This is a genomic window from Idiomarina abyssalis, assembly GCF_019797805.1.
Classification (GTDB): Bacteria; Pseudomonadota; Gammaproteobacteria; order Enterobacterales; family Alteromonadaceae; genus Idiomarina; species Idiomarina abyssalis.
Window position 1 is genome coordinate 1,216,972 of record NZ_CP081832.1, and the last position, 22,850, is coordinate 1,239,821.

The 22,850-nt window shown below is 43.2% G+C and carries 16 protein-coding genes; 8 read left to right on the forward strand and 8 right to left on the reverse strand.

Translation table 11 applies throughout. The annotated features are described in order from the left end of the window. Nucleotide 1: 1 nt before the first annotated feature. Together K5X84_RS05765 and K5X84_RS05770 are read left to right on the forward strand one after the other, a co-directional pair. Nucleotides 2-790, forward strand: coding sequence for a methyltransferase domain-containing protein (locus tag K5X84_RS05765; protein WP_222236914.1), 789 nt, complete (start codon nucleotides 2-4; stop codon nucleotides 788-790). A gap of 2 nt (nucleotides 791-792) precedes the next feature. Continuing rightward, a complete protein-coding gene (locus tag K5X84_RS05770) occupies nucleotides 793-1,662 on the forward strand; it encodes an NAD(P)-dependent oxidoreductase (protein WP_199495202.1) in 870 nt (289 codons plus the stop codon). Between the two features lie 66 nt (nucleotides 1,663-1,728). Here K5X84_RS05770 and K5X84_RS05775 read toward each other — a convergent pair whose 3' ends face one another. Next, nucleotides 1,729-3,078, reverse strand: coding sequence for a DUF1329 domain-containing protein (locus K5X84_RS05775; RefSeq protein WP_222236915.1), 1,350 nt, complete (start codon nucleotides 3,076-3,078; stop codon nucleotides 1,729-1,731). A gap of 162 nt (nucleotides 3,079-3,240) precedes the next feature. Between K5X84_RS05775 and K5X84_RS05780 the strand changes: the two genes are divergently transcribed. Next, the gene (locus tag K5X84_RS05780) at nucleotides 3,241-4,413 is read left to right on the forward strand and encodes a WD40/YVTN/BNR-like repeat-containing protein (RefSeq protein WP_222236916.1); all 1,173 of its coding nucleotides are present in this window, start codon (nucleotides 3,241-3,243) and stop codon (nucleotides 4,411-4,413) included. Beyond that, a complete protein-coding gene (locus K5X84_RS05785; RefSeq protein ID WP_199495199.1) occupies nucleotides 4,414-6,744 on the forward strand; it encodes an efflux RND transporter permease subunit in 2,331 nt (776 codons plus the stop codon). A gap of 32 nt (nucleotides 6,745-6,776) precedes the next feature. Here K5X84_RS05785 and K5X84_RS05790 read toward each other — a convergent pair whose 3' ends face one another. Further along, complete coding sequence (locus tag K5X84_RS05790; RefSeq protein ID WP_222236917.1) at nucleotides 6,777-8,408, reverse strand: GMC family oxidoreductase; 1,632 nt, start codon at nucleotides 8,406-8,408, stop codon at nucleotides 6,777-6,779. Then, on the reverse strand, nucleotides 8,386-9,834 hold the full coding sequence (gene sbcB / locus K5X84_RS05795; protein ID WP_222236918.1) for an exodeoxyribonuclease I: 1,449 nt from the start codon (nucleotides 9,832-9,834) through the stop codon (nucleotides 8,386-8,388). The genes K5X84_RS05790 and sbcB overlap by 23 nt, the downstream gene beginning before the upstream one ends. A 149-nt stretch (nucleotides 9,835-9,983) precedes the next feature. On the opposite strand from sbcB, the gene K5X84_RS05800 reads away from it, so the two are divergent. The 4 genes from K5X84_RS05800 (at nucleotide 9,984) to K5X84_RS05820 (ending at nucleotide 16,196) form a co-directional block, all read left to right on the forward strand. Continuing rightward, the gene (locus K5X84_RS05800; protein WP_222236919.1) at nucleotides 9,984-11,192 is read left to right on the forward strand and encodes a tyrosine-type recombinase/integrase; all 1,209 of its coding nucleotides are present in this window, start codon (nucleotides 9,984-9,986) and stop codon (nucleotides 11,190-11,192) included. A 573-nt stretch (nucleotides 11,193-11,765) separates the two neighbouring features. After that, nucleotides 11,766-14,063 carry an nSTAND3 domain-containing NTPase gene (locus K5X84_RS05810; protein ID WP_222236921.1) on the forward strand — a complete coding sequence of 766 codons (2,298 nt, stop codon included), beginning with the start codon at nucleotides 11,766-11,768 and terminating at the stop codon, nucleotides 14,061-14,063. A gap of 132 nt (nucleotides 14,064-14,195) precedes the next feature. Continuing rightward, nucleotides 14,196-14,345, forward strand: coding sequence for a hypothetical protein (locus tag K5X84_RS05815; protein WP_222236922.1), 150 nt, complete (start codon nucleotides 14,196-14,198; stop codon nucleotides 14,343-14,345). Between the two features lie 78 nt (nucleotides 14,346-14,423). Next, nucleotides 14,424-16,196: a hypothetical protein gene (locus K5X84_RS05820; protein ID WP_222236923.1), complete on the forward strand. Its 1,773-nt coding sequence runs from the start codon at nucleotides 14,424-14,426 to the stop codon at nucleotides 16,194-16,196. A 292-nt stretch (nucleotides 16,197-16,488) separates the two neighbouring features. Here the strand turns inward: K5X84_RS05820 and K5X84_RS05825 are convergent, their stop codons facing one another. The 5 genes from K5X84_RS05825 to K5X84_RS05845 form a co-directional block, all read right to left on the reverse strand. Next, the gene (locus tag K5X84_RS05825) at nucleotides 16,489-17,391 is read right to left on the reverse strand and encodes a hypothetical protein (protein WP_222236924.1); all 903 of its coding nucleotides are present in this window, start codon (nucleotides 17,389-17,391) and stop codon (nucleotides 16,489-16,491) included. Between the two features lie 94 nt (nucleotides 17,392-17,485). Beyond that, a complete protein-coding gene (gene mobF / locus K5X84_RS05830) occupies nucleotides 17,486-19,921 on the reverse strand; it encodes a MobF family relaxase (RefSeq protein ID WP_222236925.1) in 2,436 nt (811 codons plus the stop codon). Then, nucleotides 19,914-21,725, reverse strand: coding sequence for a type IV secretion system DNA-binding domain-containing protein (locus K5X84_RS05835; RefSeq protein ID WP_222236926.1), 1,812 nt, complete (start codon nucleotides 21,723-21,725; stop codon nucleotides 19,914-19,916). The genes mobF and K5X84_RS05835 overlap by 8 nt, the downstream gene beginning before the upstream one ends. Continuing rightward, nucleotides 21,715-21,978, reverse strand: a complete 264-nt coding sequence (locus tag K5X84_RS05840; protein ID WP_222236927.1) for a DUF6290 family protein — start codon at nucleotides 21,976-21,978, stop codon at nucleotides 21,715-21,717. Before K5X84_RS05840 ends, K5X84_RS05835 begins: the two co-directional genes overlap by 11 nt. Continuing rightward, the gene (locus tag K5X84_RS05845) at nucleotides 21,975-22,850 is read right to left on the reverse strand and encodes a hypothetical protein (RefSeq protein WP_222236928.1); all 876 of its coding nucleotides are present in this window, start codon (nucleotides 22,848-22,850) and stop codon (nucleotides 21,975-21,977) included. The genes K5X84_RS05840 and K5X84_RS05845 overlap by 4 nt, the downstream gene beginning before the upstream one ends.

A 22,850-nucleotide genomic window follows, 5' to 3' on the forward strand; every position in this document is an offset into this window, starting at 1 on the left:
AATGAACAGAAAGAAGCAAGAAAGAGGGGACTTTAGCGGTATCAGCCAAAAATTCTCTAAATCAATCTACGACACCACAAAAGGCCAGTTAAGAGTTGAGGTGCTTAAACGCGATTTAGCCTCTCTACTGGCGAGTGAGCCATGCTCTGTGCTGGATGTTGGTGCCGGTTTAGGTCAGGTAAACCAATGGTTCCAGGAAAAAGGCTTTACCGTTGTGCACTCTGACCTGTCAACGGACATGGTTGAAGAAGCTTCCCGAAGACATAAAGCCGCAGGCTTGGGAGGTCAGTGTCAGTATATTACGGCCAGTTTAAACGATTTGGTTAACCAGCAACCTCTCGTTCAGTACGATATTGTCCTTTGTCACGCGGTGCTGGAATGGCTGCCGGACACTGAGGTTGCTATTGAGCAACTGGCGTCATTATTGAAGCCCGGTGGCAGGCTTTCGCTCATGTTTTATAATCATCACGCTCAACTATTTGCGAATGCCGTTTATGGAAATTTTGATTACATAGAACGGGGATTAAAAGTTAAGAAGACCGTTCGTTTAAGCCCCCAAAACCCCGTTGTGCCAGAAAAAGTGGATGACTACCTGAAAGACAACAAACTAAAAGTCAGGCAGAAAACGGGGGTTAGATGTTTTCACGATTATTTACGAAACTTAGACGACCAACAACGGTTTAATGAGTTACTGTCACTTGAGATGAAATACAACCAAACATCCCCTTATCGCGAGTTGGGACGTTACCAGCATTGGCTTATCGAAAAGCCAAACTTTCAGGAGGAGTGAATATGGGAAAGCAGTGCGCATTTATTGGCTTAGGTGTTATGGGCTACCCTATGGCGGGACATTTACAAAATGCAGGGCACAGCGTTAGCGTATTTAACCGAACCACAGCTAAAGCTGAAAAATGGTCAAAGGAATTCTCGGGGAACTACGGAAAAACGCCAGCAGAGGCCGTTAAAAACGCCGATTTTGTCATGGTTTGTGTGGGAAATGACGAGGATGTTCGCAGTGTTTTTTATGGTGACGACGGTCTGCTCTCAAAACTAAAACCCGGTGCAGTGGTTATTGACCATACAACGGCTTCTGCAGAATTGGCTCGGGAATTAGAGCTGGCGGTAAAAGAAAAAGAGGGGAGCTTTCTTGATGCACCGGTTTCCGGCGGGCAAGCTGGTGCTGAAAATGGCGTTTTAACGGCAATGGTCGGCGGCAGTGATAAAACGTTTGCTGCCGCAGATGAGTTATTCCAATGTTATGCAAAAACTCGTCAGTTAATGGGGCCTGTTGGTAGTGGCCAGCTGGCAAAAATGGTTAATCAAATTTGTATTGCCGGTGTACTGCAAGGGTTATCGGAAGGTCTTCAACTAGCACGTAAGGTTGGGCTTGATCCGGATAAGCTTATTGCCGCCATTAGCAAGGGTGCCGCAGGTTCGTGGCAAATGGAAAACCGTTACAAAACTATGTGGGATAACCACTATGAGCATGGTTTCGCAGTGGACTGGATGCGCAAAGACCTAAAAATTGCGCTGGCTGAAGCGGATCGGCAGGGCGTTTCTTTGCCTGCGACAGCACTAATTGACCAGTTCTATGCAGATGTTCAAAAAATGGGTGGTAACCGTTGGGATACTTCAAGCCTTTTGGCTCGCCTGGAAAAGTAGTGATATTACTTCAGGAAGAAAAAAAGGAGGCAAATGCCTCCTTTTTATTTGGTTAAGTTTTAAAACTTAACGGAAGCCTTTACGGCGTAATGCGTTTGTACTGAAGTCATCACGGCTTGGAGAAATATCCCATTCCATGTAAGTACTTTCTTCATTACCCAGACCAAGCGAGATGTAGCGACCTGAGTCCAGATCATACAGTGCTTCTGCGGCCATCCATGGTACGTCCTGGTTGTAGAACTGAGTATTCAGAGCTTCACCAACACGCCATAGTTCACCACGTCCGTCATAGTGATCAACCAAAGAGGCTGTCCAGCTATCTTCGTCCAGGTACATAGTACGCTTGGAGTAGATATGGCGTTCGCCATCTTTAAGGGTACCTTCAACAATCCAAACACGGTGTTTTTCGTAACGAATTAAGTCCTGATTCATATGGCCGGCTTTGATAATGTCTTCATAATCCAGCTCAGGATTCATAATTTCGTAGTTGTTGTAAGGAATATAAACTTCTTTTTTCCCTTTTAGTTCCCAGTTGTACTTGTCCGGAGCACCATTGTACATATCCAGGTTGTCTGAAGTACGAAGACCATCAGCTGCTGTACCAGGTCCATCGTAGGCTACGTTAGGCGCACGGCGAACGCGACGTTGACCGGCGTTATAAATCCATGCACGACGACCTTCTTTGACCTGGTTAATGGTTTCATGTACCAGAAGTACAGTACCGGTTAAACGAGAAGGAGCTTCAACTTCCTGCATAAAGTAAAACAGAACGTTGTCGTCAGCTTCCTGACGTCCGGTTTCAAGATACTCCGGGAACACCAGTGTCTCTTTTAACTCGACCGTCGTGTAATTACCGTTTGATAATACCGGGAACTGAGCAATGTTACGTGTTACTGCGCCACCACGGTAGCGTGTAATATGATTCCATACTGCTTCTAAGCCATTTTCAGGAATAGGAAACGGAATAGTTGTATCGAAGTTTTCGACACCGTTACCACCGGCAACCATTTCTGCATTTTCTGCATTTGATTTGATTTTCGGCCACAGTTCGTCCGGATAAGTTGCTGTACGACGAGTTGGATAAACGTTCATCTTATAGTCTGAGTACTTCTCAAACATTGCGATTTGACCTTCGCTAAGATGTTCTTTGTGCTCATCCAGATTGTCGTGGGTGATGGTAAATAACGGTTTATCATCGGCAAATGGGTTATTACCGCGAACAACATCGACCGACTTATCAGAGTAACCACCATCCCAGGCAGGGATAGATCCATCAGCGTTAGCTGCTTTCTCAGCACCGATAGGGGTTAAATCCTGACCGAGCCGAGCGGCTTCTTCTGGTGATACTTTAGCCGCAACGCTCGCGGAAATCACCGACATGGCGAATACGCCAGCTTTTAGCATCAGTTTATTCATTATAATTTTCCTTGTTGTTCTACTTTCCAACATCACTTTGCCAGAGGACTGACCTCTCAAGCAATACTTTAACGAAAAAAAGCACGAATTTAACGAAAAAAGGTTTTCAAATATTCTTGAGCTTATACAATCCTATGACATTTTTAGTACCCGGGAGGTTCCATGCGCTTGTCTTTAACCCCATTAGGGGTGTTGTTGGGGGCTATTTTTAGTACCACAGTGCTTGCACAGGAAGGCGACACAACAACAATAACTGATTACGAAGTGATCAGTGCACCAGCATTGTCATCAGACAGAATTAAAAGCGAAGTACTTATTGAGGTGACAACTGTCGGACCGCGTCTAGTCGCGGTTGGCGCGCATGGCAACATTCTATGGAAAGAGGGCGACGACTGGCAACAAGCCGATGTTGATACCAGTGTACTATTAACCAGTGTAGCCTTTGCCAATGAACAAATCGGTTGGGGAACAGGGCATCACGGTGTCATTATTAAAACTGAAGATGGCGGTAATAGTTGGAAGCGGCAGTTCGATGGTTTCGAGCTTATAAAACTTGAAAAGAACTATTATGAAAAGCGTATTGCTAAATTAAACGAGCAAATTGAATCGAGCGATGACGAAGAGGTTGTTGGCGAACTCGAATGGCAAGTTGAAGAGGCGCAATTTCAAATTAGCAACATTGAGGTTGCCGAAGAAGAAGGTCCAAGCAAACCATTTTTAGACCTTTACGCTAAAAACGCACGTGAAGCGTTAGCAATTGGAGCCTATGGAACTTTTCTGAAAACTCAAGATGGTGGTGAGAGTTGGCAAGTGATTTCTCATCGACTGGAAAACCCTAATGGCTATCACTTAAATGCTATTTTCGGAAAAGGCGATGATCTTTATATTATGGGCGAGTCCGGTTTGGCATTTGCCAGTAATGACGGTGGAGCGAGCTGGGAAACATTGAACTCGCCTTACCATGGTTCGTTGTTCGGTGGTCATGTTGATACCGAGGGCAGGCTATGGGTTTATGGGCTGCGAGGAAACGCATTTGTTTCTGAAGATAAAGGCCAGAGCTTCACTACCATAGACACAGGCACCAGAGTTAACTTGTCGGCTGGTACAACGACTGAGTCCGGAACACAACTTATTGTTGGCCACTCAGGGACTATCCTGGAGGTCGATGAACAGCTGAGTGTAACGAACAGAACTCATCCTAGTGGTTCAGTCATGACTGATATTATCGAAGTGAGTGACGGCGAGTGGCTCATGACCGGGCGCAGCGGTTTGCTGCACTGGCCCGCCAAAACAACCGAAGAAGAAGCTTTAGCAACGCAACAAGGAGCGCAGTAAATGGATAATCCGAGTGCGAATAAGTCGGCAGGACTGCTGGAGAAACTATTATTCACGGTACGGGCTCCCTGGCTAATTGTCTTTCTGTTACTGACATTGTTTTTGGGCTATCACGCTTCGCAGGTGCGTCCTGACGCCAGCCTGACCAAAATGATTCCGACCAACCATCCTTTTATTCAGAACTACTTTGACTATCAGGATGATCTGGCCAGTTTAGGCAACGTGGTTCGGGTTGCTGTTGAGCATAAAGACGGCGATATTTTTGATCCGGAGTTTCAGCAGAAGCTGCAGGAAATTACCGACGAGATATTTTTCATCCCCGGCGTAAACCGTTCAGGACTAAGAAGCTTATGGACGCCAAATGTTCGCTGGATGGAAGTTACTGAAGAAGGTTTTGTCGGAGGCCCGGTCATTCCCGATGGCTACGATGGCAGCGAAGAGTCATTAGAGCAGTTAAGAACGAATGTTTTGCGCTCGGGTGAAGTGGGCAACCTGGTTGCCAACAACTTTGAATCCACTATTGTTTATGTGCCGCTTGATGAGGTTAATCCAGATACCGGTGAAAAGCTGGACTATCAGCAGTTTTCGGAAAAGCTGGAAACCCTGGTTCGTGACAAATACCAAAGCGACAACATTGAAATTCATATTACCGGCTTTGCCAAGCTAATTGGTGACTTGATTGAAGGTGCGGAGCAGGTTGGCTTGTTCTTCCTGCTGGCAATTGCTATCACGCTCATCATGCTTTATTTCTACAGCCGCTGCTGGCGTAGCACCTTTATGGTGCTGAGTTGCTCCATAATTGCCGTAATATGGCAGTTAGGAATCATCAAACTCATAGGAAGCGGCATTAATCCGTATTCTATGCTGGTTCCGTTCCTGGTTTTTGCCATTGGGGTTTCCCACGGTGTTCAAATTATTAATGCCATTGGTATTAACCGGGTAGCCGGACTTGATAAAGTTGCTGCTGCGCGTGCAGCGTTCCGCGGTTTGTACATAGCGGGGCTAACGGCTTTAGCCAGTGATGCTATTGGCTTTACCACTTTAATGGTTATTGATATTGAAGTGATTAAGGAATTGGCTATTGCAGCAAGTATTGGTGTAGCTGTTGTTGTGTTAACCAACCTTGGTTTGCTGCCTATCCTGATGTCTTATCTGGGCACATCCGATAACGGCGTGGCTTATCAGAAGAAGATTGAAGGCGAACGTCATCCATTATTTGAGTTCTTTGCTAAGTTTACTCAACCTAAGTGGGCGTATTCAGCACTAGGTGTTGCACTTGTTATGCTTGCCTGGGGTCTGGTTAACAGCCAAAACATGGCTATCGGCGACCTGGACAAAGGGGCGCCAGAGCTTCGTCCTGACAGTCGTTATAATCAGGATAATGCCTTTATCGTTGATAACTACAGTTCCAGTACTGACATCTTTGTTGTTATGGCGGCATCGGCTCCAGAGCAGTGCATTGCCTATGACAACCTCGAGTTGATGGAACGTTTTAGCTGGCATATGGAAAACACCAGCGGCGTTCAGGACGTTAAGTCTGTGGTTTACGTTTCTAAAATGGGTATGTTCGGTATTAACGAAGGTAACCTGAAGTGGTTCAGCTTAAATCGGAACCAGTACGTGATTAATGCGTCGTTAAGTCGCATTCCCGACGGGCTTATTAATAACGACTGCTCAATGGCTCCGGTGATTATCTATCTGGATGATCACAAAGCCGAAACGCTCGAAAACGTTGTTGCATCGGTTAATAACTTTAACCAGAACTATCAGCAGGAGGGTTTAGAGCTGCTAATGGCGGCTGGTAACTCCGGGATAGAAGCTGCAACAAACTCGGTTATAGAAGCGGCTCAGAATAAGATGCTGCTGTGGGTATACGGCGTTGTGGTTTTGCTGTGTTTTATTACTTTCCGCAGTATTCGTACGGTTGCCTGTATTGTTCTGCCTCTGGCTTTCACTACGGTAATGAGTCAGGGTCTGATGGCGGTATTAGGCATTGGTATTAAAGTTGCGACCTTACCGGTTATTGCCTTAGGGGTTGGTATTGGTGTCGATTACGGCATTTATATCTACAGTAAGGTGAAAGAAGGTCTGGAGCAGGGCATGTCGCTGCAGGATACCTATAAGCACTCGCTGGACAACACTGGCAAAGCAGTAGGCTTTACTGGCCTCACGCTGGCCATTGGTGTCGCAACCTGGATATTCTCACCCATTAAGTTCCAGGCGGACATGGGCATACTGTTAACCTTTATGTTCCTTTGGAATATGCTGGGTGCGCTTATTCTTATTCCTGCACTGGCTCGTTTATTCCGGGTGGGGAATAAAAACAGCTGAGCTAGTCACTGACAAACTCACGAGCGGTTTTATCAGGCGTCGGCTTTTATTAAGTCGGCGCCTTTTTCTGCTATAGCGATGGTGGGGGCGTTCGTATTACCACTTATAACGCGGGGCATAATGGAGGCATCCACGACCCGAAGCCGTTCAACGCCTTTTACTTTTAACTCTGGGCTAACCACAGCGTCGTTGTCATTTTCAGGCCCCATTTTACAGGTTCCTGTCGGGTGGTAGATAAGTCCGCATTTTGACTTAATTTGCTTTAAAAGTTGGTCGTCACTAAGTTCTGGGCTGGGGAATATAAACCCACCATGATGCTTTGATAAAGCGGGTTGCTTTAGTATTTCAAAAGCTTTTTTTATACCGTTAATTAAGGCTTTCTTGTCGCTTTCTTCTTTTAGAAAACCATAAGTAATGAGTGGTTTGCCAAAAGCGTTTTCCGGGTTCAGCCTAACTTCCCCGCGGGACTCCGGCCTTAATAAACACACATGACAGGTAAAACCTTGTTTTAAGGTTGGTGTCCAGTCATAGCCGCTGTCGTTAAACATTACCGGCAGCAAGTGAACTTGAATGTCCGGCTCCTGCACTTTGCCGGACGAGCAATAAAACGCACCGACTTCAGCCAGAGAATGGGCTAACTGACCTTTCTTTGTGAATAGGTAGCTCACAAAAGGAATTGATAGTTTCACTAAACCCCAGGGCGTAAGAGTCAGTCCGTCTTTGGCGTTGTTCTTACAATGAATGCTGATATCAACGTGCTCCTGGAGGTTTTTGCCGACAGCAGAGTTTTCATGAACTAACTCAATTCCGGACTTAGTTAATTGCTCGGCGGAGCCAATACCTGAACGTAATAGAATTTGAGGAGAATTAAATGCCCCCGCACAAAGGATGACCTCTTTCTCTGCATTCGCTATATATCGGTTTCTGCCTTGCTGGTAGCAAACGCCTGTGGCCTGTTTACCTGAAAACAGCACGCGCTCGGTTAAACAACCAGATAACACCGTTAAGTTTGTGCGAGTTAAAGCCGGTTTGAGGTAAGCGTGGTATGCACTGCATCGTTTCCCGTCTTTAATCGTAAACTGGTATGCACCGTGCCCCTCAAGTTGAGAGCCATTAAAGTCCGGGTTAGCTCTTAAACCGTATTGATCACAGGCCTCTAAGAATTGTCTTGATACACTATAGTACGGGGCTACATCGGATACCGACAATGGTCCGTTGTCACCATGGTACTTTGAGTGTCCGCGGCTGTTATTTTCACTCTTTATAAAATAGGGAAGCAGGTCGCTATAACTCCAGCCGTGATTCCCCAGTTCAGCCCAGGCGTTATAGTCACTTGCCAGGCCGCGGGTGTATATCATGGCATTGATACCGCTACTTCCACCCAGCATCTTTCCTCTTGGGGTATAGCAGCCTTTTTCGTTATCGAGTTGAGGCTCTTTTTGACTGCGGTACAGCCAGTTGAATTTTCGGCTGTGCATAAAGCGCGCAAAGCCGGAGGGCATATCTGAGAACAGACCGCCATGAGAGGTTCCGGCTTCTAATAGTAATACGCGGTACCTGCCACATTCGGTAAGCCGGTTCGCTAAAGTACAGCCGGCAGAGCCGGCGCCGACTATAATGTAGTCAAAGGACTCGGTGTTATTACAGGGAAGCGGCGTAGTCATACAGAGACTTTAATAAACGCAGTTTATGCGTGTCTTCCTGGTGTTGGCTCGCTAAGTCCTCAAGTTTGAGCGCAAACTCCTCAGCAGACAACATACCTTCTGGTGGCTCTACTAAGCGTTGCTGGCAAAATTGACGCCACTGGTTCAGCTCTTTGTCCGTGAGCGTTGAAGGGTAGTTTCTTGCCCGGTAGCGCAGTAACAACTGCGGCATGCGCTTGTCCTGAAAGTCCAGCTCCAGCCCAGCCAGTTGCTGAGGTTCAGATGAGCGAATAATCTCCATATGCTTTTTATCCTGGGGGGAGAAGAAGCCATCGTATATCTGGTGATCAACGTCTGTTCTGGGCGCGAACTCTTTTGTTTGTTCGAACACCTGCATGAGTTTGTCGCGGAAGTCGCTGTTTTCCTGCAGCCATTTGGCGTTTGCTTCAATAGCTGCTGTATCTAACGTTGCGTTACTTGCTGCCTCAGAAGAAATGGTTTTAATGGGCGCTAAGAAAGGACAGCGACCCAAATGAATATTTTGTAATCCACTTTTCTTAAGTCCTTGCTCATCGAGTTCTTTGCGGCTGGTGTAAGTTAAAGCGGTTAATTCCTCGACTGATTTCTCAGCAAAATCCATAGGGGGAACGCGCAAGTCCCAGGCTATGACGTTATTGTTCTGTTTAGGGTGAAAGCCCAGCGGCAGTATGGCCGACAAATAGCGGTTTGCTGTACCGTAAAACCCACTAACATGGGCTAAAGGTTCAGGTGCCTGCCAGTTAAACAGGTTCAGTAATTTTTGTTTACGGCGAATACTGTAGGCCCACTGCCAGAGTTTAGGTTGCTTTTCACTAATAAGCTTCGCCAGGCCGATGGTTGCATAAACGTCCGACATAGCATCGTGCGCCTGACCATGTTCAATGTTATTAGCAACACTTAAGTGCTCGAGTTTTAAACTGGGCTGTCCGTCTGCATTTTCCGGCCAGTTAATACCGTCCGGACGCAGCGCAAAACAGGCGCGCACCACATCTATTAAGTCCCAGCGTGAATTGCCATTTTGCCAGCTGTGCTCGTAGGGGTCATAAAAATTACGATAGAACAATAAACGGGTGACTTCGTCGTCAAAGCGAATATTGTTGTAACCAATAATGGTGGTATTGGGCTGCTGAAACTCTTTTGCTATGGCTTTGCTGAATTCGGCTTCACCGACACCTTGTTTCAGTGCAAGCTGTGGCGTAATACCGGTAATTAAGGTGGCTTCCGGGTTAGGCAGAAAGTCTGGCGTAGGCTGAGCGTAAAGCGTTAACGGCCGACCGATAACGTTAAAATTGGCATCTGTGCGCAAGCCGGCAAACTGTGCGGGGCGGTCGACTAATGGGTTAGCCCCCCATGTCTCGTAATCGTGCCAGTAGAAGGTTTCTTGTTTGGTTTCGTTTTGTTCTGTCATTTTCTTCTTCAATTTAAAAATATTTTATTATTTATCAATGTCTTGTGTTTATTTCTGTTTCATCTTGTTTTCTTTTATCTTGTTTTGTATCACCTAACAAGTGTACCCTTTGATGTACCCGTTATGCAAAGTGTACCCAAGAGGTGTGAATGAGCTTATCAGATACCAAGCTTCGCGGCTTATCAAACAAAAAACAAGAAAAGCGTTTTGAGTTGACGGATCGTGACGGTCTTAGCGTTCGAGTTTCAGAGAGAGGAACTCTTACATTTCAATACCGTTATGCTTTTAACGGTAAAAAAAGCCGACTTTCCCTTGGCAGATACCCTGGATTAACGCTATCACAAGCTAGAGAGAAAATCCCAAAGTTAAGACAACTCATACAAGACGGTATCAATCCTAAAACACATCTTGCAGAGCAACGAAAAGGCTCAGACGCTATCTCATTTCTGGATTGTGTAGAAGAATTCCGTAAATACAAGTACAAGGATTATAAAGAAAATACTCAGCACCAAAACGATAATTGCTTTTACTCGGTTATGAAAAGCTATCATGAACATCCTGTAGAGAAGCTGACAGTGCGAAACTGGATTGAGATTTTCGATACTATTTCCGAAGAAAGATCGGGGTATGTCGCTAAAAGAACACTTCGTATGACTAAAAATATGATCAGATTTTGTCTATCCAGAGCATTTATAAATGAATGCGCAATCATGAATGTTGACACTAAAGTTGTCGGTGAGGACTGTGAAACAGGAGAGAGAGTACCTCTAATTGAAGAGATAGCTTATGTTTTGGATGAATTAGGGCGAAGCGGCTGTAGACCATCTACCGGTAATGCTATTAGATTTATATTTTTTACTGCTTGTCGTTCATCAGAAGCCAGAACATTAGCTTTCGATGATATCGATTTTGAAAAAGGAGTATGGAAGCTCCCTAAAGAAAAAAGTAAAACAAAACGAGTTGTTACCCGACCTTTGTCACCAGCAGCTTTAAAAGTAATTAATGAACAGAAATTAAACTATGCCCATATCTCTAAATGGGTCTTTCCAAGTATGAATATTGAGACATGCATTGCTTCACAGGCTCTAAATAAGCTTTTTCGGAATGTAAGGGCTAGGGTAGAAGATCAAAAAGGGGTTGAGCGTTTTAAACTTCATGACATCCGGCGTTCTCTATCAACGATTTTATCAGACTATAAAGTTCAGCTGCACGTAACAGAGAAAATGTTAGGCCATGTCTTAGGCGGGAGAATATTTAGAACTTACAATAAAGGTGAGTGGATAGAGGAGCAAAGGGAAGCTTACCAGTTATGGGAAGAACTAATAGCAGAAAGCTTAAGAGACATTAAAGTCTCATAAGCTAAGCTACTGACTGGTTTCGACTTTCCCAATCCAAAAGGTCTTCTAATGACCACCTAGGGTGGACTTCTTCCGGAGTTACAGGCTTCGGAAAGTCTGGTGATTTACGCCAACGGTACATCGCTGCCCTTGATAGGTTATATCGTTCTTGTAAATCCTTAATTTTTAGTAGTGCCATAAAAACCTCCAAACCAATTTTGAACCTTCCAAGAACGAATTCTTTTGGGTTCGTGGTGAGGTGCTAGTCGTATACAGAAGGACACTTTTGAGCCTTTCTGCTCGGAGACATCTCACCGGTGCATTTGCTATGTATAATTGGTTTGTTCTGTGTTTCTACAGCAGAACTATAATCGTTGATAATCTCAACGAAGATCAATCATACTAAATACCTTTAAAAAAGTCAATGATTTTTATTGTTTTATTTATTTTTTTATGTTAGTGCGTTCTCGCAATGGCTATATTGTCACTAAAATAGTGGGATGTAGTTAACTGCTACTAAGTGGTAAAGAGCGACTTGATTGGTTAGTCTTGTTAGCTTATTTACACACTTATAAAAAGAGGTCTGGGGCACAATTGGCAAATTATGATTTTAAGACGCTGAATCATGCAGACTTTGAGGACCTTGCTAGAGACTTACTGGGAGAGGAGTTAGGCGTTCGCTTTGAGGCTTTTGCCGAAGGTCGAGATGAGGGCATGGACGGGCGGTATTCCTCAGGGGAGGAGCATGTAGTACTTCAAGCAAAACATTATGTGCGCTCAAGTTTTGCTACCCTCAAAAGTAAGATGGCGCGTGAGAGAGAAGTAGTAGCCAGCTTGGCGCCGTCTAAATATATTTTAGTGACGTCTCAAGATCTAACCCCTGCAAAAAAAAGTCAGCTAGCGAAAGCTATAAATCTACCTTGTCTCTCGGAATCAAATATATGGGGAGCTTCAGATTTAAATGCGTCACTTAGAAAGCATCCAAAGGTAGAACACGCCCATATAAAGCTCTGGCTATCAAGTTCTACTGTTTTGAAAAGTATTATTCGCGCCACATCAGACACGTACAATAAGCTAACTTATGAAGAAATAGTAGATAAGGTAAAAGTCTATGCTCCAAATCCTAGCTTTAGTAATGCGTTAGACATTTTAGAAAACAGCCACTCGTTGATTATATCTGGCCCTCCAGGAGTCGGAAAGACAACTTTAGCTGAAATGCTTGCTTTTGCTTACGTTTCTAAAGGGTGGGAGCTAAACGCAATTAAAACTTTAGATGATGGATTTGCCTCTTTGGATGATACGAGGAAGCAAATTTTTCTGTTCGATGATTTCTTAGGCCAAATAGCGTTGGATTCAGCTAGCCTTTTGCAGAAAGACTCTGACATTTACAAGTTTTTGCAGAGGGTCTCTAAGTCGCCAAACGCGAGATTCGTTCTCACTACTAGAGCTTATATATTTGAGGAGGCTAAACGTAGTTCTGAATACCTATCCAGCCCTTTATTAGACATTAGTAAATTCGTACTAGATGTCGGGACTTATACAAGAGAGATAAGAGCTAGAATTTTGTACAATCACCTTGTCGTATACGACACTCCTACGAGTTTCATATACAACTTGCTAAAAAGCGATAACCTTACAAAAATTATTGATCACAAAAATTATAGCCCGCGCATAGTTTGGTGGATGACTAATGAAATAAAATACTTAAAAATTACTGCTGACGAATATTCCGACTACTTTCTATCCATTCTCGACAACCCTAAACGCCTATGGGAAGTCGCTTTTAACGATCACATTTCGAACAAGTGCCGACACCTCTTATTCGCGCTCTTCTTCTGCGAAGAACGAGGAGTTCAAATTGATAAATTAAAAAGTATTTACGTAAAACTTCACTCTAACCTTTGCAAAAAATACGGCGACTCTTACGGGGTAAAGGATTTTGAGCAAGCACTGCAAATACTTGAAGGTAGCTTTATTTCAATAGGTGATGGAAATATTGACTTCATGAGCCCCTCGGTCAGGGATTACCTGTCTGGTTACTTAAAAGATGAGTCTCTCATTCGTGATTTTCCTGAATCTGCCATATGTTCATACTGGGCTAGGTCTTTATGGCGTTTTGGGAAAGAGATCATAAAAGAGAAAGATAGCTTATCAGCCTTTGCTTTATCCTTTGATGGAATCGCATCTAAGTTAACTAAACTTCCTGTTCGCGAGACCTACAGACTAGGAATATTCAGGAAATTAGTAGGGCTGACAAATATAGCTAGAATATCCTTATTGATAGAGTGGTGGGAGTCATCGAGTTGCGATAATTTTGTTAACTATGCTTTATCATTGTCTGAGTCTCCAGTAGATGGATTCGATCCTTGGCTAGATGCAGATCAAGTTATTGAGCTCATAGGAAATATAAGGTCAAAGGATGTTAATGATCTGCGTCCACTTGAAGTTTCCTTGGCGAGTAAACTTGAATTGTCATTGATGGATATGATGGAAAAAAAATCAATTTCGGCTGAGGATTTAGAGTATATAGTTGATGCCACTCGAAGTAACGAAGACTGTTTAAGTCGCGACTTGCTAGGTTTGATAAGAAATGCTGTTGAGTATGAACTTTCTGATGTTGGTTCAGTTGTTGAGGACATAGATTCTAAACCAGAGCTGGAAGACTATATAGAAACAATTAGGAATATAGGACAACAATCACGAGTGGATAGTTTAACTGTTAAAATGGCGGTACTTGAAGCGGAAGAACGAATATCTGACTTGGAAGATGAGCAGAGTGACGTTGAGGATCAGGTTCCTGAATTTAGTGGAAGGAATTCGAGCGATAACTTCGATGATGATGATATAAAGAACTTATTTAGTCCACTGCTAGATGATGAAGAAACGCATTAGTCGGTAGAGTCAATGTTCTGGAAAGGGAAGCCAATCTAATGAAAATCTATGAAATCCGAGTCAACGGTTTTAGATGCCTAATCGACTTCACTATTCCTTTTGAGAACGATCTGACTGTAATAGTGGATGAGAATGATGCTGGCATTGAGTTATGCTTATCAGATCATTCATAAAAGTATTAAAGTACGCTTTATTACCGCTGCTGACCTGATGCTGCAACTGGCTACGGCAAAAAAAAACAGTTGGGTAGTACCGGTAACGAACCAACAGAATAACGAGTAAACCGCTGAGGGTGGGTCAATTTTACTTTACCGCTAACTGAAGAATTAGTGCGTATAGATTATATAAATAGGAATAGCGATGTTCAAAACACCAAAATTAAAAAGCACGGATGGACCCTTACAAGAGGAAACTTCAACACCACATGAACATCCTATGGTATGCCTTTTTGACTTTACGAAAGATGTAGAAGAAGAGCTGAGAAAGTTGAGGTTTAACTATGTAATTGCAACTTTTGGTTCAACTGTAAAGGTTGACAATAAAAAATACGACCACAAGCTTATGAAGTTGAATCACGATTATCCGAATAATTTACATGAATTCGACATAGTGATGTTGGATTTGACTAATGATAAATCAAAAATTTTCGATACAAGCCAGCATGTTTTAAGAAATACAACGGGAAACAAGGCTCACGCCATACTTAGCGTTTATCCAGAGCAAGTATTCGACCCCCGACCATTCTCTATCAATGTCGTTTCTCAGGAAATAGATGAACTCAGAAAGAAGAAGTCAATAGTTATAGCTTTCTGCGGTATTGAAACTTCTTCCGACTATCAGCTTGTAGAAATAACATCAACAGAATCTAGAATGACGCGAAAGGTGTCATATTCGAACCTAACGTTTTATAACGAGTTTTGTGGCTCTAAAGCACGAAGAGGGCGTAAGGTTTTTCTCCCACCCGAAGGGTCAGCTCTATCTCCACTTTTTAATAAACACTTAGACGGAATTGAGTACAAATCTGTATTTCCCCATCCTATTGACTGGGCGGGCGGCAAGCAGAAGAAAGACGTGAATTTCAAACCATTGTTACTAAACGAGAGGGATGAAATAGTAAGCTATGCTCATTACAAAGATGACTCACTAGTATTGGTCTTCCCTGACGTTGAAGACAAACCGAGCTTTGTTGCTAACCTCTTTAAGACATATCTGCCAGAAATCATGCCAGATATATTTCCATATCATGGTGAGTTTGGTTGGTTAGATGGCGGGGATTATTTGTTACCAGGTGAGAGTGATTTATTGCAGGAGAGAGCTCAGATAGAGGAAAAGTACCTAAAAGATATTAGTGAAAACGAAAACTCGATCTTGGAGCTAAAGAAAGACTACAAATTTCTGGCTGATTTAATTTCTGAAACTGGAGATGCATTAGTTTCTTCGGTTGAGCAGTACTTAAAGTGGTTGGATTTTGAATCAGTGGTTAACTTTGATGATACAAACCCGGATACTCTTGAGGAAGATATTCAAGTAGATTGTGGGGATCGCTTTTTAGTTGTTGAAGTTAAAGGTATTGGCGGTACTTCGACAGATAAAGATTGTTCTCAGATAAGCAAAATCAAATATAGACGTGCTGAGCAAAGAAATAAATTTGATGTCTATGGGCTATATATTGTCAATCACCAGAGATATGTGCCGCCAAAATCAAGATCAAATCCTCCGTTTACAAAGAACCAGATAAAAGATGCAGGCCATGATAAGCGTGGTCTCTTAACCACATATGACCTTTATAAAGCATATTTCATGATTGAAGAAGGTATTTTGAAAAAAGAAGATGTTAGAGAGTCACTTTTCACAACAGGATTAATCACTTTAGAACCTGAAAACATTGACTCTATAGGCATTGCACGTGAGCTTTTAATGGATGGTCAAGTTGCTATCATAGAATTGGATGATACTCCCTTAGCTGTAGGCGATACTTTGATTGTGAAAAAACAGAGTAGTTATTCAAAGGTCACAATTCAGTCCTTACAGGTTAATGATGAGGAGGTAGATATCTGTAACGTGGGAGAGGTTGGAATAAAATTCGACAGAAAATTGAAGAGAAACTCAGAGCTATTTATAAAAAAAGTATAAAAAGCTCTGCTCGTGTGAGAGCTATTTGTAGTGGTCAACAAAGCTGGCCTCCGGCTTATAGTTAACCCAGTATTTTTGCCCTGTCTGATTCGGACTTAAACGTTGTTATGCTGATGCGGCCTAGGCTCTCTGTAATATTCGACTAAATATTTCGATATGTGATTCTGAGCCTGCACAAATGAACGGTAACCATAAGTCGGCATCTATTCTATCTTCAGACTTCTGAAAAAGCATTACGTTGCGTATTATTCCAGCAGTTACTACGTCGACTCAAACTTAGTTTGCCACTGCATTATAGCCCGCTAAGTTGTAAAAAGTGTCTGTAAACCCAGTTGAACTGAGGGAACGGTATAAATTCCATATGTCTTGGGACAGGCTGGCCTTCTTCTGTTTCTCCAATATAAATTACCGGAATACAGCTTTCGGGAAGCTGGAATTGCTTTTTAAATGAAGCAACGTACCTAGAACACCTTTCTGCTTCCTCTCTATAGTTTACAACGTACTTTTGAGCAATCTGTCGAATTGATTTCATGTACTCTTCGATTAAGGGGGCTAGGTCAATATTTGCCTCTGTTTTTTGTATGTCAGCAACCATGTTTTCTTTCCACTTGTAACTTGAGTTCAATAGCTCATCTCGTTTAAGGGATAAGGTATTTTTGACGCTTCTCCCCCCAATACAAATATTGTCGAGTTCTACTTTGATAGAGTCGATGGGAAGGTAAAAGTGTTGCGAGTAATTTCTCATCTCGTAGAGAAACCGGTAAGCAAAACTTTGGTGATGTAATCCTTTCCTGTAGCTGTTCCACTCATCTAACTGCTTGGAGTTTTTCCCAAACTCTTTTTGTAGTCGTACTTCGGCACAACAAAGGAATGATGTTGCAGAAGATAAAAAGTTGGTGGTTTTTTGAGTTGTCTCAGCTAAATATGTGAGAAGAGTATCCGTTTGAAATGCATCGAAAAGCTGTACTGTGGAAAAATAGTTGTCATATTTGATGAGTAAACTTTCAAGCTCCTTGAAACTTAACTCGATAGCTTCATACGAGGTTAAAATGGGTTGTAGCTTATGGATGAACGCGAAGTACTGGTTTAGTTCAGAGTAAGACTCGTCATCGAAATCGTTACTTTGAATGGCAATGTTAACTTTATTGTTATCTGCTTTTGTAAGAAACCCAACTCTTCTTTTAGTTTTTTGCATTGTTTTAGTTCCTTCTGAAACGCGATGGCTCATTAACAAGTTGTTTCTTTTGTATTAGCCGAAGTGTAGGTAATGGGGTATCTACTTTTCCAGCTTACGGCGCCGGAGAAATAGCCTTTGTTAAATCAGGTTTATCATTGGCTTTATTTGCTTGATTTGCCAAAGACACCTGAAACTCTGACTCGTCCAGTAAAGCTGAAGCTCCAAATGTATGAGTGCTATTCCGAGCGCGGGACATTTGAACGTAGTTCAGTTCCTTATTTAAAAAAACTTCATTCAGCCACACGAATGATCTGTCGACAGTCTTACCTTGAGACTTGTGAATAGACATTGCGTAGGCATATTCTAAAGCATTGTAGTCAGCAGTGGTGAACTTTAGCTCTCTTCCACTATCAAGTATAACCTCCACATGGCGGTGCTTACTGTGGCGGTGTTGGGTGATAGTTTTTATGGTTCCAGTAGTACCATTTTGAACCTCAAGCTCTCGGTTGTTCGCTCTAAACATCACTCGTTCGCCTTCAGCAACGGTAAGCGTCTTTCCATCATGATTTGAGAATGATGTCTCAATATCACTGAGCTCATTCTCTTCGTGTAATTTAGCTCTGGCTATCAGATTGAGTTCATCAACATCGTGGCGTGTGGACGCTAAAATTAATGACTCCTTATAGTTTTGGTTAGTTCCTGAATGCCAGTGCTCAACGAGCTGAAACTTACAGCGTGTCTGGTCAGTATCGAATGTAAAAAGTCCTCGCTCTGAAAGGTTTTTAAGTACCTCTTGGCTCTCGCCGTGCTCAATGAGCCTTATATTGTCGATGTCCTGCTGAGAGCGCTGCCTTTGAATGTTTCTTAAACTGGCACTCTTTGTGTTGTTTAATAAGTTTTTGAACGCGAAACCGCACTCGATGGGGGATAGCTGGTTGTAGTCTCCGACCATGATTAGCTTTGAGTGTGTTTCCCGTGCGTAGTTGAGCAAACGGTTTAGCTTTTTTATGCCGACCATTCCGGCCTCATCGACGACTATCATGCTATGCTGTTTTAATTCTTTCTTCCCAGTATCCAATTCCATTAAAAGACTATCAAGCGTCTGGGATTTGATGTCGCTGGATTTTTCGAGCTCATTAGCGGCGCTTGCTGCTAGAGCGCATCCAAGGATAGGGGTGTTTCCATAATGCTCTTTAACTGCTCGAAGAAGGAAGCTTTTCCCCGTTCCGGGTGCGCCATTAAGCAGTTTCAATGATGACTCATCGTTTGTCAGGTAGCTATACGCCTGGCGCTGCTCTTCATTGAGCTTTTTAAAGGTTATTGTTTGTGCCTCACGCTCCTCGTTACTTACAAAGGATGTGTCTGAATAGGCTAGGGCATTTTCATAAAACCGTTTTTCTAAAAGATACTGTCTCTGGGTGGTATAGCAAATGCCTTCTGTGGGATGGTTGATTTGCTTTATGTAGTCTTTAGACCTCAAAAGCTGGTTAAACATATGAAAGGCAGCATCAGCCCCTCGTCCCATATGCTGATATTTTATCAGCAGACTTTCTAGTACGTCTTTTTCTTGAAAAATGGCATTTTTTTCAGTTAATTCGTCGAGAAACTCTTTTACATCCAAACGCTCTGATACACTTTCTTTGCGCAAAGTGCTCTCAGGTGTCCAGCTCTTGCCAAGCTCCGACTGTGCCTCTTCGCGCCAGTTTTGATAAAGCTGCTCACGCGAAACTGTTTGTTTCTTACTTCGAGTGAATAAAGCCGCAGTTTGCTTGAGTTTTGCGCTGGCTTTTGAGAAACCACTTTTCTCTAGTAGCTCGCTGATTTGGTTTGAGCGTTTACTGAATATCTGAACGAGTCTGGCCGGTACTTTTGACACTTTAAAAAAGCTTTCATCTTTCTCGACTGTAAGACCTAACTGCGCCATTTGTTGAGCGAGTTCACAGCGATACAGAGCGCCTAACACCTTTTTATGGCGAAACAGCTCTGGTACTTCAAGACAGCGGAATGAGCTGTCGGCTAGCTGAGTGAAGTTGAGTAAAATAGCGTGCGTGTGCAGGGCGGGGTCATTACTTCGACTGCTGCCGTGCTCAAACAATGCGAACAAGGCATTTTCCGTTTTGGTAAAATGTCTTCGACCGTCATCTTCAAATCCGTGTCGTGTTTGTATGAGTTGGCACTCGATATAGTTAAGAGCACGTTTTACGGCTTTATCGTGAGCCTCCTGTATTTGGGTTCTTAGGGTTTCATCCGCAAGACCAAAACAAACGGATACAGATTTGGGCGCACTGAATGTTAAGTCAAACCCCATGCGGTGTTCATCTCCGGCATTCTTAACTAATGCCTTACCTTTGGGGGAATAACCGCGCGATAATGCGGATAAAATGTCGTTGGAAACGGATTTATTGGAAAGCTTTAGTTTCCTTGCCAGCTCACCGTAGAAACAGCCTTCGGGCTCTTGCGCTTCAGTATAATAACTACTGGATGCAAGCTCCGTGTAGTAATTTACTTTTGATTCGGTGGCTTTGCCAAGTGTTTGAATGCTAAGCATCAGAGCCCTCCTGAGCCGATAACTTCTCGGCGCTCTCTAGGCTCTTCATAAACTCATCATATCGACTTGTACTATCGTGTTTTACATTCTTTGTATCGCTTTTGATACGAATGACAGGCACTGCAATTTTAGGGAACTTGGTTAATGGCCATGTCAGTTTCGCCACCGTATCTGTACCAGCAAATTTAATGTAGCCAGAAACACCTTTTTTACCAGCCTGGGACAGTGCCATTAAATCTGTTGCTGACACCAGCGGAAGCTCTTGATATTGCCAAGAGGCGGTCTTACGGTTTGAGTCATCGGAGTTGCTGACATTGAGCCTCTCAACAACACGCTTACCAAAGCCATCGGAGACCTTCTGAGTAAACTTGCTGAGTGATGATAGTCGGAAGCTGACAATCGTTCCTACCATGCTCGACATCGCATCAATTTGAGACTCGGAGAACTGCTCACTAAACAGTCCTAAGTCCTGAACTCCAATAAATACACGGGAACCTTTGCTCCGTCCTGTAGAGATTAGCTCAGGCAATTGTTTGAACTGAAGGTGCGCTGCTTCATCGAGAATGAAATAGACTTCTCTTTGCATATCGTCAGGCATCGCAAGTAAATAGCGAGAGCTAAAGTACAGAAAAAGCTCGCCTAGCGACTTCGATAAAGCAGCAAACTCAGGATTACTTTGTAGGATGATGTGATTGCATTCAGGCTCTTTATTTTTTAACCATCGCTTTATCGAGAAACGATGTGCATTGCTCGACGGTATTTCTGCAAGGTTGTGTATTGACTGACAGTAGCTTTGCAGTGTTTGGTAGAACGACGCAGATGTTTTTGAGTCTTTATCCAGCAGATTAGCTGCTATGGGATAATGAACGCGCAGTAGTCGATGCAGCCTGTCGATGTCCAGAGAAAGTATTTTTGATAACGTACCCCAACCCCAGTTGTCAGGCTTCTTTTTCTGTGCTGCCATGACGCATCCGGTAAGTATTTGACGACTTCCAAGTATCCACATCGGATCGGTCTGACCTTTGGGCGACGGGAGCATAGCCTCGGCGAACAGCAGTGCGTCATTGCTGGTCTTTAAGTCCTCTTTTATATCCCAGCAAAATGAACGCTTGTCCCACGGGGCATAGAGCCCAACCGAATTTTTGCCGTAAAAATATTCTGTAAAATCGCCTTTGTAGTCGAAAATTACAGACTTGCTGGACCGCTTGTTCACGACTTGTTTAACGATTGGCAACAAAAATTGGGTCTTGCCTGAACCCACACTGCCCAGAATCAACATTGCCTGATTTTCTCTTTGTTGAGGCATTTGTAAGTTTGGATGGATGCGTAATCCCTTACCGCCAAATTCGTACTCCGACTTAAAAGACTTTTTGATCCGTTTGATGGCCTTGTTGCCTTCTATTAGTTTTGGACCTTTAACGTGAACTAGCCCGTCGGATTTGAATTTACTGAGCAGCACTTTCACTTCTAAAATGACGCTCAGTAAAATCAAAAAGAGTACGCTTAACACGATAGCTTGATTGAGGTATTGCTCAGAGCTGAATAACTGCAAGAACCACGACGACCAGCTCGGTAATCGGGGTTCACTCAATACCCAATTAAGAAGGCTGTTCTGTGTCATTACCGCCGCTTCCGGCAAGCTAAGAGCTGACGTTAGCTCACTCACGGCATAAGCGCCGAAAATGCTCATGATGATTAGTGAGCCTACGAGAATAATAATGACCAGTGGTAAATTGACTGTTTTGACTGAAGGAGCAACTTTACTGGGTGAGAGACTACTGGAAAATGTGCTTTTACTTCTCATTGGCCCCCCTTGCATCATTCACAAATTTCTTAAGAGAGCTAACCAGCACTTTCAATTGCTGCTCGATGCGGTCTAACCGTTCATCTTGTTTATTCAACCGTTTAGATAGCTTACGCAGCATAAACTGCGTATCTAAATCTCGATAGTAAGCTTCTCGAATGAGCGCTGAAGCAGACGTGTTTTTCTGCTTAGCTACGGACTTGATTTCATTGAGTTCGGTTTCGTTAAAACGTATTGATATTGCTCGTGTCATGACGACTCCCCCTCTGTATTACTAGAAACGGGTGTCATGTTTAAAATCGCTGCAAATTTAGCGCTAATATCATTCAAATGTTTTATCGCGTCCTCTTTGGGCTCATTACCGTCTTTCGAAGCTCTATCAATTGCTGCTAAAGCGTTTGCTACTTTTTTGTAGGCACCTTGAATGCCATGAAGTTGGCGTCGGGTGTATTCTGACTTTGAGCTGAAGTTGTAAACAGTCGAAGTAAGCTCTGTCTCATAGTGTGTTATCAAAAAAACAGCTAGGACGTCTTTTGCAAGCTCAAGAGAGTCCAGGTCCAGTGCTTGTTTCAAACTCAGAAGGCATGCTAACTGAAGTTGAGAGCAAGGACGTTGCGAATAACTGAAAAATCTCATTATGTCCATATGGCAGCTATCGTTATTAACTTCGTCGTGGTCAATATCGAAAATATCGATGACTGCTTCCATGAACCCAGTTAGACGAGCTGGTTTTTTTTGTTCTAACTCTTCGTTGATTGCGTCAGTTAGTTTTTGGGCGGCGAGCTCCAAGTGTTCGTCAAGCTTGTCAAAATCACCGTATTCATCAACGAAACCTCTGTCTCTGGGAGAGTTGTACAGGCAGTTGTCATGCCATACCAATGGACAATCAAATTGCGTCTCGCTCTCATGAAGCTGTTTCTCGTAATCTGCTCGGCATGTGCCAAGGAACTCACTTAACAGACGATCGCTTTCGGGTCCAAACTTTTCAAAAAACCACATGCAAAAATCGTTAAGTTCAATGCTAAAGTTTTTGTAATGTTGTTCATCGCCAACTTCGGGCTGTGTATGGCCTTTGAAAAATTCTTCGAGAGTGTCTTTTTTAGTATCTGTAATAAATTTGCTCAT